Below are 12,249 nucleotides of genomic sequence, written 5' to 3' on the forward strand. Positions count from 1 at the left end.
ACGCCTTCCCATCCCGAACAGGACCGTGAAACGACTTAGCGCCGATGATAGTGCGGATTACCCGTGTGAAAGTAGGTCATTGCCAGACACCCTTTTGAACGCCCGGACAGGAACCTGTACCGGGCGTTTTGCTTTGCACCGTGCGCAAGGCGCGCAAGGCAAAAGGCAGTACGCAAGGACAAAGCCCCGCAGGGATGCACTGCGGGGCTTTTTTTATGCCTGCGGAGTCAGAACATTACCAGTTCTGCCGCGTAATGCTGTAACCCACACGAACCTGATTGCTGTGCTTGTTGTAGTCCAGCAGGTTTTCGCCGTAGCCAGAGAACAGATCTGCATAGAAATAGCCGCCCGCGCCGGCCCAGACTTTGGCTACTGGATAGGTGAATTGCAGTTCTGCGCTGCCATAATCGGCCTTGGTGCCCTTGCGCAATGTCCCTGCCAGCTGCCAGCCATCCGAGGTCCCGTATGCGACGTCCAGGTCAACATAGCCGCGGTACTGATGCATATCCGGGTTGTTGTTATCAACCGGGTAGTAGTACAACTTGGGCGCCACGGTCCATTCGCCTTTGGTGGGATCGCCAAAATGCAGGATCGGTCGCACATACGCGTAATTCATGCTGCGCGATTCATCGCCAGCTTTGCCGTTGGACTCATGCCTTAGCCCGCTTTCCAGGCCCAGCTTGCTGAACCAGCTGGCTTTCACGCCAGTATCGGGGACGTAGTAAAACAGGCTCGGCATGTAGCTGCTGTCTTCAAACGGGTGCGAGTCTGCAGACAAGTCCCACATTGAGCGCTCGGTAAAGCTGAAATACAGATTGTCGACCAGGGCACGTGAAGTGGGGTCTTTAGGTAGACCCAGGCGATATTTAAAGCTGAGCTGGAATTTGGCGGTGGTGTCGCCATTTTTGCCAACTGCAAAATACATTGGCTCGTACGGCGACAAGCGATCCTCCGCGCCGCGTAGCAACGCAGTGGACGCGGCATCTTGCCCGCCGGGGCTGGCTACCTGGCTGGCGGCCAGTGCTGCTACGCTGACTGGCGCAGCAGTTTGGGTTGGGCCGGTTTCTGTGCCGTTAGCAGATGGGTCGGCTGCTGGTGATTTGTTTGCGGCTGAATCCAGCGCTATCAAGACTGGCGCCGTATCAAAGCTGGTAAGTTGCACCCGGATTGTGCCGCGCAGGTTAGGGGGTAAGCGCGCCAGGTAAGCCACTTTTCTAAAGCCACCTGGCTTGACCTCGATCGCGCCGGTTGAATGATCCGCCCGCAACAAGGTAATGGGTAACTGCGGGAAATCGGCATTGCTGATATTGGCGTGCAACTGCTCTGGCACCGTAATCGTTGCTGCTTCCTTATCGGGATTGTCCAGCAATAAAGTAATGGTGAACGGCGCATCAGTTTTGAGTGTACTGGCTGGATATAAAACGGAGACATCTGCGTGGGCTATTCCCGGCAATATCGCCAGGCTGGCAATTGCGCTGCTCAGCAAACTTGCCATGCCGCGAACGGCACCAGCTTTCGCCTGTGGATGCGATGCGGATGTGCAGGCACTCAAGATAAACCTCTCTTTGCGGATAACCGGGCCGGCTATTAAGGCATCGTCGTTTCATCAATGCTGATAAGTTGTCAGATAAAACTGACTTGGCTCGATGATCATGGATTTGCTACCGATTGGGCTGTCAGCAAAGGTCTTAATGCAATGAAAGACTGTTCCTGCACGTCGCGTCGGATAATGCCTCGGCCGGGGCTATCCAGATCAAGCGTGACATAGATAACCATCGCGGTAAGCAAAGAAAAGCCGATATAGCCTGCCCAACTGAATTTGCCGGATGCACCATGCGTATAGCCGCTGGTATAGGCGGTGGCGATGGCCATTACAAACAAGAGCCAGACTATGGCTGCGGGCATATGTGCTTGCGAGGCGATCTGTCGGCTCGCTGTTAGCGCAAACACTTTATCCAGCGCATTCAGCATTTGTACACTGGCCAGGCTATTGGCCGGATCGCGCGACCAGTTGCTGACTTTTGCCCACAATTGCTGTTGTATTGCATCGCTTTGCTGAATCAGCATACCCAGGGAATGTGGATCACTTTCCTGGTTATAGAATGAGATCTGTAATTCCAGATATTGGCGCAGATCTTTGCGCAAAGTATCCCGCTCGGCTGCCGGATATAAATCGGTGCGCAATATGGCGCCATGCATGGCGTTGGCGGCATCAATCAGCAGGGCCGCTCTATTGTCAAAACGCGATGCCGCGCCAGAAAAAGTAAAAGCCAATAGCAGCCCCAATAATCCAAATAACCCGGTTTCAATTGCCGAGAGGTTGGTTTGCGCGGTTTCTTTACCGGCGCGACCGCGTTGGTGGGCAACGCGAGCGCCCAATGCCGCCGCCGCAATCATTAGCACGCCCAAGGTAACGCTAACTAGACCAGCGTCGAATTGATAAATTGCGCTATCTGCTACCATGCATTTCCGCCATAAGTGAGTTTGAGCCGCATTGATAGTTAATCATAAAGACCGATACTCGCAAGAATGCCGTGTAATCAGTCGCAGAAATACCCGCGCAAAGCCTGACATTTGATTAGGTTTATCGGTGTGGTTGAAGTACGTGGCCAGGGTATGTGAATTGAAAAGTTTGGCCCGAACAGTGAACCTCCCCGGCATTGGCGAACCCAACCGGCAGGCGCAGTACCAAACCGACCAGGCCTTGTCAGCAGCGGGAGAAGCATCATCGATCGTGATTTGCTACTGATTCAGCGCACCGCGTTTAGCTATTTTGAGCACGAAACCAACCCTGCCAATGGGTTGGTACTTGATAAAACGGCGCCAGACTGGCCCGCGAGCATTGCCGCCGTGGGCATGGCGCTTGCCTCGTATCCGGTTGGCGTGGAGGCGGGTTTTATCACGCGGCAGGCGGCGCGAGAGCGCGTGCTCACCACCTTGCGCTTTTTCTGGCAATCGCCGCAAGGACCGGAGCCGGATGCGACCGGTTATCACGGTTTCTATTACCACTTTCTGGATATGCAAACTGGACGCCGCGCCGCACATTGCGAGTTATCGACGATCGATACCGCATTTTTGCTGGCTGGTGCGCTGACCTGCGCTCAGTATTTTACCGGCGAACATTTGGCCGAGGCAGAGATCCGGGCTTTGGCGGATGGCTTGTATCGCCGCGCGGACTGGACTTGGGCGCTGGATCAGCAAAATACCGTGTCCATGGGCTGGACTCCGGAACAAGGCTTCCTGGCCGCGCGCTGGAATGGCTATGACGAAGCGTTGCTGCTCTACATTCTGGGCTTGGGCTCGCCGACATACCCGCTGCCCGCCGCCAGCTATCCGGCCTGGGCTGCGGCGTATCAGTGGGGAAACAGCTACGGGATTGACTACTTGTATGCGGGCTCACTGTTTACGCATCAACTCTCACATATCTGGGTCGACTTTCGGGGCATCCAGGATGAGTTCATGCGAGGGCGAGGTATTGATTACTTTGAAAACAGTCGCCGCGCCACGCTGGTGCAGCAGCGTTATGCCATCGATAACCCAGGCAGATTCAAAGGCTATAACCAGCATTGCTGGGGCCTTACCGCAACGGATGGCCCCGGTCCGGCACGACGGATCGTGGATGGCGTTGTGCGGGAGTTCTACGACTATCTGGCGCGCGGCGTGCCATACGGGCCGGACGACGGCACGATTGCACCGTGGGTGGTGGTGGCTTCTTTGCCATTTGCACCGGAAGTGGTGCTGCCCAGCATTGATTATTTTGTGCACGAGCTGGATCTGCATGCGGGCAATCCGTACGGGTTCAAAGCCAGTTTTAATCCCACCTGGCCGGACTCGCAGGGTAGCGCGTATGGCTGGGTTTCTCCCTGGCACTTCGGCATTGATCAGGGACCGATTGTGCTGATGATCGAGAACTACCGCAGCGGACTGATCTGGCAGATCATGCGGCGCTGCCCGTATATCGTTCAGGGTCTGCAGCGTGCCGGTTTTGGCGGAGGCTGGCTGGCACAAACAGTCGCAGATTCGCGTCCTAGTGGTGTGGTATCGGCAGAAAACTTGTCACGCTGACGTAACATTCGCTGATTACTATGCGCTCATCCCACTGCGGATGACTTTTGCGAGGCTGAGTCCGAAATGCCTTGCACCAATATCCAGACACTGCCATTGCGCAGGGTTTTTGCTTGCTGGGCGGGCTGAACCGCTTAGTTGATTGCGACCTGATGCTTGCCTTGCGCTTTGGCGCGATACATGGCGGCGTCCGCAATGGCCAGCAGTTTCTCTGGCGTGACAGGCTCGCCTGCGGCTACTGTGGCCGCGCCGATACTGGCCCGCAAATGCACTGCTTCGTCGCCAATGGTATGGACGGTAGCCAGGCTGGCCAGCAACTTGTGGGCCACTGTTTGCACTGCCAACTCGGTGACATCCAGCCCTTCGAGGATCACCGTGAATTCGTCCCCGGCCAGACGCGCCACGGTATCGGTTTCGCGCACCGAGTTTCGCAGGGTCTGGGCGAACTGGCGTAAGACCTGATCGCCGAATTCATGGCCACGCTGATCATTGATCTGTTTGAAGCCATCCAGATCGAGAAACAACAATGCCATGCCTTTACCGCTGCGATGGCTGCGCGCAAGGCTCTCATGCAAGACGCGCATAAAAGCGCGACGGTTGGGCAGGCCGGTCAACGCGTCGTGGGTGGCTTCAAAGGCCAACTTGTTTTCGAGGTTTTTCCGTTCGGTAATATCCTGCGAGAGGATATAAAACCCTTGTGGGCGGCCATCGGCCCGGAAGTTGGGCACAAGTGTGGTGTGAACGTGCAGCACGCCTTTGCGGGTCACCAGCTTGTTATCAAAACTGACCTGTTGCCCCTTCAATGCCTTCGCGGCATAAAGCTTGGTATGCGCATAAGCTTTCGGGTCCAGTAGTTCACTCATATGGGTGCCGATCAGGCTGTCGGTGTTGCCGCCAAACCAGCTTTCATAGGTGCGGTTAGCGAACTGATAGCGCAACTGCTCGTCCACGAAGCTGATCAGCACGGGCATGTTGTCGGTGATCAGGCGCAGGCGCGAGCGGCTGCTCAGGATCTCTTGTTCATCGGCTTTGCGCTGCGAGATGTCGCGCAAAAATGCATTCACCACACGACGCCCCTGGATGCGGTTTTCTGCCAGGGTCAGCTCTACAGGAAACTCCGAGCCGTCTTTGCGCATGGCTTTGAACTGGATGTGCCGATCTATGGCCGGGTCGGCCTTGCCAATCACAAACTGGTCAAAACCGTTCTGCCCGGGTTCGCGTAACTGCGGCGGAATGACCAGTTCGGCCACGGGGCGAGCCAGCGCATCATCCAGGGTCCAGCCAAAAATGTGTTCTGCCGCGCTATTCCAGGCCATGACCCGGCCGCTTTCATCCAGCTCGATAAAGGCATCGGTAGCGTTGGCCAGGGTGAGGCGAAAACGCTCTTTCTCCAGTACCAGCTTGTGTTGCACCTGGGTGCGCAGTTCGACTTCCTCGTGTAACTGTTCCACCGCCACCTGCAATTCTCTGGTGCGCAGGCCAACCCGCTGTTCCAGTTCTTGCTGCAGTGAAAGTAATTCCGATTCAATGTTTTTGCGCTCGGTGATATCGGTCACCACCGAAACAAATGATTTGCTCTGGTCAAATTCATCGTAAATCAACGAAACACTCAGCAAGACCCAGACGATCGAGCCGTTGGCATGGAAGTAACGTTTTTCTATCGAATAAGCAGAAATCTCGCCATCCAGCAGTTGTTTGAGCGCGGCCAGATCTGCTTGCAAGTCGTCCGGATGCGTAATTTCCTGGAAGGTTTTTTGCTGCATCGTCGGGACGTCGTAGCCCAGCATGCTGCTCAGTTGCTGATTGACTCGCAGCCAGCGGCCTGTTATCGAGACCAGCGCAATACCCACCGCCGCATGAGCAAAAGTTTTTTCAAACAAGGTATGCGAATGGGCCAGCTCGCGTTCAGTCTTGCGGCTGCGCATGGAGGATTCTTGCTGCTGGAAATACTCCTGTGCGATGGCGGCCAGGTCTTCCAGAGTTGCTTCATCTTGCGTACTGAATGTGCGGGGCGACGGGCTGATCAGGCAGAGGGTGCCAATTGGCAAACCCGCCAACGAATGCAATGGCTGGCCCGCATAAAAACGTAAATGGAGCGGGCCAGCTACCAGTGGGTTATCGGCAAAACGCGGATCATGTTCTGCATCGTTAACCAAAAAACGGCCTGGTTGCAAAATGGCATGAGCACATAGCGAAATGTCGCGCGGGGTTTGCAAGGTATCCAGCCCGACTCTGGATTTGAACCACTGCCGATTGTTATCTACCAGCGATATCAGCACGATCGGCACATCAAACAAGCGTGCGGCCAGGCGCGTTATGCGATCCAGCTCTGGCACCGGCGGCGTATCCAGTACACACATCGCCCGCAGGGCTTCCAGGCGCTGTTGCTCCTTTTCATGCAGGGCGGGGCTTTGCAAGCTCGTTCTCCATGCTGTTCACCGCATGATAAGCAATCTGCAGCCTTTTCCCAGGACAAGCTCTGAATCGGGGCGACGGGCAACGGCCAGCCGGTTCAGGCCATTGCAGGCATAGCTATGCCAGACAGGCACTTACGCCAGAAAGCGTTGGCTGCTCACAGCGACGGCCAGGCATCGTCCCTATGATGAAATCCATGCAGAGATAACACTGCATTTCCATTCTATGAGGAATAAATCATGAACAAAGATCAAGTGAAAGGCCGCATCAACGAAGCCAAAGGCGCCGTTAAAGAAACCGTGGGTAAAGCCATCGGTAATCCGGGCACCCAGTTGAAGGGTAACCTGGAAAAGAACGTGGGCAAGGTGCAGGCTGCCGTGGGTGATGCCCGCGAAGATGCCAAGCGCACTTCGACCACTGGTAAGCACTAAGCCGCTTGCGAGGTCAGTTGTTCAGCTTGGCTGTTTTGCACTCACGCTAGTGGCTGCTTCGGCGACCCAACTCTCCTTTGTCTGAGTAACTGAGTGCCGCCGCGCCGTATCGCAGCTTTTGCTGTGGTCGGCGCGGTTTGTTTTTGCTGGTAGATCGGTGACAGATTACCGAAAATGTAGGTCATAACCGACAAAAAAACGGCTGAGCCAGCGACAGCACTGACCAAGCCATGCAGATACAGTGCAATCACGACTTGTGTCTTGCCGGAGATGTCGTTCAAGGCGACAGCGTTGAGCAGCAGCTACCGGTCTACCCGGATAATACAAAGGAGAACCACCATGAAACGCATGTGTGTACTTGCTGCTCTGTTACTCGCTGCCAGTTTGTCTGCCTGCAATACCGTAAAAGGTGCGGGCCAGGATATCCAGAAAGGTGGTGAAAAGGTAGAGAACTCTGCGGAAAAAGCGCAGCAATAAGCGGCTACGCTCCGGCCACTATGGACATCAGGACAGCACCTTCGGGTGCTGTTTTTCTTTGTTGAAACGCCGCGGCAGTAACACGCGGGTAAATAGCCCCTCGCCAGGCTGGCTGGTGAAGTCCACCTTGCCACCAATGGCGGTGGCGCGGTGGCGGATGCCTTGCAGGCCGTGGGTTTCCGCTGGTAGATCATCCAGATTAAACCCGATGCCGTCGTCTTCCAGTTCCAGTTTGATGTGCTCGTCGTCGACCATCAAGCTGATGGAGATAGTCTTGGCTTTGGCATACTTGGCGGCATTGTTCAGCGTTTCCTGCACGATGCGGTAAACGATCAACGACAAAGTGTCGTCGATACTGGTTTCTTCGTCGGGCAAAGCCAGTTCCAGTTGCCAGTCACTGCGTTGCGCAGCTTCTTCTGCCAATGAACGCACGGACGCAATCAGCCCGAAAGTAGATAGCAGTGACGGATGCAGTTCTTGCACCACTCGGCGTTTGAACTGGATGCCTTGATCCAGATTGCGCGTGGTCTTGTTCAACTTTTCGCTCACCGCTGGCATTGAATCGCGCAATTCGCGCTGCACCCACGAGATATCCATTTTGGTGGCGGTCAGAATGGAGCCCAGCTCATCATGCAACTCGCGCGCCAGCTTGGCCCGCTCGCGCTCCACCCCAAGCTGGTAATCCATGGCCAGTTGTTTGAGCAGGGTGGTGTGTTCATTGACCTTGGCATCCAGTTGCGCATGACGTTCGGTCATTTCGCGTGCCTGCTGGCTCTTGTTTGCCAGCATGCTGGATAACAGCAGCAGCAAACCTGCTTCCAGTAGCAAAACCAGTACCCAGGCGCTGGCGACGGCCAGTCGCACGTAAAACACCACGCGCTGCCGGTTCTGGCGCTCCCGGTTCAATGCTTTGTCTTCTGCATCTAACAGGGCATCGATACGGCGACTGATAGATCCGGCCAGTTCAAACCCGCGATTGGTGTTGACCAGCTCGCGTGCACGTTCGATATCGCCATTGCGGGCGTAGCCGACGCCGATATCCATTTCAGCCAGCTTTTCGCCAATCTCCACCGACAATTGCTGCACCTGACGCGCATCACGATCCGGGCCGGCTGGGGCGACGTTGGCATAACGATCAACCAGTTGCCCAGCCAGTTGCCGGATTTTAGGCAGAGTCTGATCGTAGGCCATTTGGTATTGCAGTTCGCCGTTTACCAGAAACCCGCGCTGTGCGGATTCCGCTGACAGCAGCATGGTCTGCAATTCGTGCAACGCCAGAATACGGCCATGCGTGGCCACAATGGCCTGATTGTCTTCTTCGGCCTGGCTGATCCACACGTCAGACAGAATGGCCGTCAAGATGGGCACCAGAATGGCCAATAACAAACCAGCTTGCAGCTTCCAGCCCAACGCCTTGAGATTGCGTGCCAGTTTATGCAGCATGTTTTTCATGGATAAGCTCAATTCCTGAACGTGGGCCAAGACCGCATCATGCCCGTTGTGCCGGAGAAATCCGGCCCGCTTGCTGCCGTTAATTGTTGTAGGAATACACCGACATCAGCTTCAGTGCTGCCCGCATAGGGAGACAAGCCCGACCTGCCTATAGTGGGGACAAGCAAATTCAAATCGTGACTGGATTGCCAGCCCGCTCAAGTTACGCCCCAGGCGAGCCCGCAGCGGCCGGTGTCATTCATCAACTTCTTTATATCACAGCGTGCCGACCAGTCCTGCAGACCTGCTGCGCAGAGGTGAAGCCTGATCCGTTCGCTTTGGAGCCAACCATGTCCCATGCTGATGATTTTGTACTCGATATTGGTGAAATCCGCGAAAAAGCGCGCAAGAACGTCGCCGATGGCGCGCAGACGTCCAGCTATAAAGGGGATGTTGGTACCATAATCCGTTTGCTCAACGAAGCGCTGGCGACCGAACTGGTCTGTGTCTTGCGTTACAAGCTGCATCACTACGCGGCCAAAGGTGTGCAATCTGAGGCCATTGCCGAAGAATTTGCCGTGCATGCCGAAGAAGAACTGGGTCATGCCGACAAGCTGGCGCAGCGCATTGTACAACTGGGCGGTTTGCCGGATTTCTCCCCCAAGGGACTGGCTGAGCGCGCACATTCTGATTACGTGGTCGTCTCTACCTTGCAAGAAATGATTCGCGAGAACCTGGTGGCCGAGCGGATCGCCATCGATGTGTACCGTGAAATGGTGCGCTTTATTGGCGATAAAGATCCGACCACCCGCCGCGTGCTGGAAGATATTCTAGCGGTAGAAGAAGAGCACGCCGACGAGTTGTCAGACTGGCTGGTCAAGACGCAGTAACGGCGAGTCAACTTCCAGAGCACAATCACCCTGATCAATAAAATAGAGAGGCAGTGGGCGATGCGGGCATCGTTCCAGCAAAAACCATGGTGAATAGCACAAACAAAAGACGCATTCTGTTAGTCGACGATCACGGCATTGTCAGGTCGGGTATGCGCTCGCTGATTGAGCTTGAGGATGACCTGGAAGTGACAGGTGAAGCAGGTTCCGGCATGGAAGCGCTGCAGCTGATCCGTAAACAGGACTTCGACATCGTGCTGCTGGATATCTCCATGCCGGATAAAAACGGCGTAGATACCCTGCGCGATATGCAGCGCATCAAGCCAGAACTGGCGGTGCTTATCCTGAGCGGTTACGCCGAAGAACTGTACGCGCTCAATCTGATCCGTTCCGGTTGCCGCGGTTATTTATCCAAAGATGCTGATCCGGCCGAGATCATCAAAGCGATCCGCACCATTTGCAACGGGCGTCGTTATGTGTCGGTTGAGCTGGCTGATCTCTTGGCCAACGAGCTGATCAAGCCCAGCGACAAGCGCATGCACGAGACGTTGTCAGAACGCGAGTTCCAGGTGTTTTACAAGCTGGCCAGCGGCAAATCGCCCACCGACATCGCCAATGAACTGTTCCTGAGCGTGAAAACGGTCAGTACTTACCGTGCCCGCGTGCTGGAGAAAATGAATCTAAAAACCAACGCTGATTTGACCTATTACGCCATCAAGAACGAGTTAATCAACTAGCTCACGGGAAACGACGGAGTTCGTACTAACCGGTTGTCAGTCCGAGTGTAAAAACGTGACGCTGATTACCATTCATGTCAAAGCCTTCGTTGTAGCGTAATGGTGGGTTGAAATTGTTGGATGTTCCACGCGGCCATGAGGTTGCGGGCGCTGGATGCCTGCAGCCCAGTAAAGGGGATGCCGTTTGAAAACGAGTATGGGTCACCGACCAGCAAGCGCGTATGGCGCACCAGCAAGCTGTCTGCCAGCACGACAAGAGATGCCGTCAGGGTATGGGCCTGTCGACAAAAGCAATCGCAAGAGCCAGCAGCCCGAGACGTAAAATGAATACAGATCCATCAAATATCCCTCCGCAAGACAGACCCACAGTGACCGCTTTGCTGGTCGAGGATTCCGTGTTGATCCGCGAAGCCTTGGTGGAAGCCTTGGGCAGTTCCGGTCATGTGGTATTTACCGCGTTTGCCGCCACAGCCAAAGACGCCATCGTTGCGCTGCAACAGCAGAGTTTCGATCTGGCGGTTATTGATCTGGAACTACTTGAAGGGACCGGTTTTGATGTTTTGTCCTACATCAAAAACAACGACCCGACGCCGCCGGTGCGCGTGGTACTGACCAACCACGCTTTCAGCTTGTACGAGCGACGCGCACGTATGCTGGGTGTTGAGCACTTCTTCGACAAGTCCATGCATTTTTCCGAGGCGGTGCAAACTATCGAAAACATTGCTCCAAAGTCGCCGAATCCGGCGATTTGAGCGCACCCGGAAACGGGCGGTGGGTACAAACAACATTGCTCCGCTACATAGGGTGGCATTGTTGTTTGCGCTGCCACTGAGCTTGCCGCCGCAATAAACCGGCTGATATGTAAGAACAATCTCACATCAGCCGCGCAAGCCACCCTACAGCGCAATCAGGGCGGCACAGACAGCCAGGCCGCGTCGGCTGCCATAAAGTGTAATCACCGAAGCAAAACATCAAGGTGATCGCAATGGCCAAATATCTGGTTGCATGGGTTCTGGGCGTCCCGTTCTCATTGTTATTGCTGTTTTATCTTTTCTTCCATTAAGCGCCCGCCCGTTGATGACCACCGCAGATTGGTCAACCCGCCGTGAGCGCCCCGGCGAAGCCGTTACTTGCCTCAGGCGCTCAGGCTTTGCGTATCGCTTTCATGTTAAGTCCTGACTAAAGGAGTGTTCCCATGCCTTATTCGCGAACCCGAACCAGTTTGAGTCTGCTTGCCGGTGCATTGTTGTTGTCCGGCGTGTTGGCCGGTTGCCAGCGTCATGATGACAGCACCGAAATGTCCGCATCCAGCGTGGCTTCTTCCGTGAGTGGTGCCGCCGCTACCACGACCGATACGGCCAGTGCCAAGTTGCAGGATGCTGCATCTGACATCAAGGCTGCGGCATCGGCAGCGGCTGATAACGTTTCGGATAAATCTGCAGTGGCGGGTGCCAAGCTGGACGATGCCGCCATTACCACCAAGGTTAAAGCTGCGCTGGCACAAGATGCTGGCTTGAGCACACTGGCTCTGAACGTGGCGACCACGGGCGGTGTGGTTACGCTTGCTGGCACGGTAGATAACGAAGCCAAGCACAGCGAAATCAAGACCGTGGTTTCTGGTGTGGAAGGTGTGACCTCGGTGGTGGATAACACCACGGTCAAATCCAACTAACTTCTAACCAAGTTGAGCTGATTACGCTTGCAGCACCCGCAATACCTGCGGTTTAACTGTTTACACGCCAGTGCATGCCTTTCCCCTGGGGCTATATGCGCTGGCGTTTTCTATGTAACGGGCCAGGCCGA

11 protein-coding genes are annotated in these 12,249 nt (G+C 55.2%); 7 read left to right on the forward strand and 4 right to left on the reverse strand.

What is annotated here, in order from left to right; translation table 11 throughout:
* Positions 1-235: 235 nt before the first annotated feature.
* Positions 236-1,495 (reverse strand): phospholipase A, encoded by a 1,260-nt coding sequence (locus P4L78_RS12680; RefSeq protein WP_309328416.1) that lies wholly within the window; start codon positions 1,493-1,495, stop codon positions 236-238.
* Between the two features lie 155 nt (positions 1,496-1,650).
* The gene (locus P4L78_RS12685) at positions 1,651-2,463 is read right to left on the reverse strand and encodes a hypothetical protein (protein ID WP_309328417.1); all 813 of its coding nucleotides are present in this window, start codon (positions 2,461-2,463) and stop codon (positions 1,651-1,653) included.
* Between the two features lie 276 nt (positions 2,464-2,739).
* Between P4L78_RS12685 and P4L78_RS12690 the strand changes: the two genes are divergently transcribed.
* Positions 2,740-4,065 carry a glucoamylase family protein gene (locus tag P4L78_RS12690; protein ID WP_309328418.1) on the forward strand — a complete coding sequence of 442 codons (1,326 nt, stop codon included), beginning with the start codon at positions 2,740-2,742 and terminating at the stop codon, positions 4,063-4,065.
* 134 nt (positions 4,066-4,199) lie between these two features.
* On the opposite strand, the gene P4L78_RS12695 is transcribed toward P4L78_RS12690, so the two are convergent.
* Positions 4,200-6,482 (reverse strand): PAS domain S-box protein, encoded by a 2,283-nt coding sequence (locus tag P4L78_RS12695; protein WP_309328419.1) that lies wholly within the window; start codon positions 6,480-6,482, stop codon positions 4,200-4,202.
* A gap of 237 nt (positions 6,483-6,719) precedes the next feature.
* Between P4L78_RS12695 and P4L78_RS12700 the strand changes: the two genes are divergently transcribed.
* Together P4L78_RS12700 and P4L78_RS12705 are read left to right on the forward strand one after the other, a co-directional pair.
* Positions 6,720-6,911, forward strand: coding sequence for a CsbD family protein (locus tag P4L78_RS12700; RefSeq protein ID WP_283150005.1), 192 nt, complete (start codon positions 6,720-6,722; stop codon positions 6,909-6,911).
* 339 nt (positions 6,912-7,250) lie between these two features.
* Positions 7,251-7,388, forward strand: a complete 138-nt coding sequence (locus tag P4L78_RS12705; RefSeq protein ID WP_283150004.1) for an entericidin A/B family lipoprotein — start codon at positions 7,251-7,253, stop codon at positions 7,386-7,388.
* Positions 7,389-7,415: 27 nt separating this feature from the next.
* Here the strand turns inward: P4L78_RS12705 and P4L78_RS12710 are convergent, their stop codons facing one another.
* Entirely contained in the window at positions 7,416-8,840 is a 1,425-nt protein-coding gene (locus P4L78_RS12710) for a CHASE3 domain-containing protein (protein WP_309328420.1), read from the reverse strand.
* Between the two features lie 329 nt (positions 8,841-9,169).
* On the opposite strand from P4L78_RS12710, the gene P4L78_RS12715 reads away from it, so the two are divergent.
* The 4 genes from P4L78_RS12715 to P4L78_RS12730 all read left to right on the forward strand — a co-directional run bounded on the left by P4L78_RS12715 (position 9,170) and on the right by P4L78_RS12730 (position 12,118).
* Positions 9,170-9,709, forward strand: coding sequence for a ferritin-like domain-containing protein (locus P4L78_RS12715; protein WP_309328421.1), 540 nt, complete (start codon positions 9,170-9,172; stop codon positions 9,707-9,709).
* A gap of 86 nt (positions 9,710-9,795) precedes the next feature.
* Entirely contained in the window at positions 9,796-10,446 is a 651-nt protein-coding gene (locus P4L78_RS12720) for a response regulator transcription factor (protein ID WP_309328422.1), read from the forward strand.
* Between the two features lie 323 nt (positions 10,447-10,769).
* Positions 10,770-11,198, forward strand: a complete 429-nt coding sequence (locus P4L78_RS12725) for a response regulator (RefSeq protein WP_309328423.1) — start codon at positions 10,770-10,772, stop codon at positions 11,196-11,198.
* Between the two features lie 443 nt (positions 11,199-11,641).
* Positions 11,642-12,118, forward strand: coding sequence for a BON domain-containing protein (locus P4L78_RS12730; protein WP_309328424.1), 477 nt, complete (start codon positions 11,642-11,644; stop codon positions 12,116-12,118).
* Positions 12,119-12,249: the final 131 nt, after the last annotated feature.

Source organism: Silvimonas sp. (assembly GCF_031291215.1).
GTDB classification, from domain to species: Bacteria; Pseudomonadota; Gammaproteobacteria; order Burkholderiales; family Chitinibacteraceae; genus Silvimonas; species Silvimonas soli.

Coding starts and splice junctions, on each gene's coding strand:
- P4L78_RS12680 (WP_309328416.1), bottom strand. CDS start 1,495: ATGGCAAGTTTGCTGAGCAGCGCAATTGCCAGCCTGGCGATATTGCCG.
- P4L78_RS12685 (WP_309328417.1), bottom strand. CDS start 2,463: ATGGTAGCAGATAGCGCAATTTATCAATTCGACGCTGGTCTAGTTAGC.
- P4L78_RS12700 (WP_283150005.1), top strand. CDS start 6,720: ATGAACAAAGATCAAGTGAAAGGCCGCATCAACGAAGCCAAAGGCGCC.
- P4L78_RS12705 (WP_283150004.1), top strand. CDS start 7,251: ATGAAACGCATGTGTGTACTTGCTGCTCTGTTACTCGCTGCCAGTTTG.
- P4L78_RS12710 (WP_309328420.1), bottom strand. CDS start 8,840: ATGAAAAACATGCTGCATAAACTGGCACGCAATCTCAAGGCGTTGGGC.
- P4L78_RS12715 (WP_309328421.1), top strand. CDS start 9,170: ATGTCCCATGCTGATGATTTTGTACTCGATATTGGTGAAATCCGCGAA.
- P4L78_RS12720 (WP_309328422.1), top strand. CDS start 9,796: ATGGTGAATAGCACAAACAAAAGACGCATTCTGTTAGTCGACGATCAC.
- P4L78_RS12725 (WP_309328423.1), top strand. CDS start 10,770: ATGAATACAGATCCATCAAATATCCCTCCGCAAGACAGACCCACAGTG.
- P4L78_RS12730 (WP_309328424.1), top strand. CDS start 11,642: ATGCCTTATTCGCGAACCCGAACCAGTTTGAGTCTGCTTGCCGGTGCA.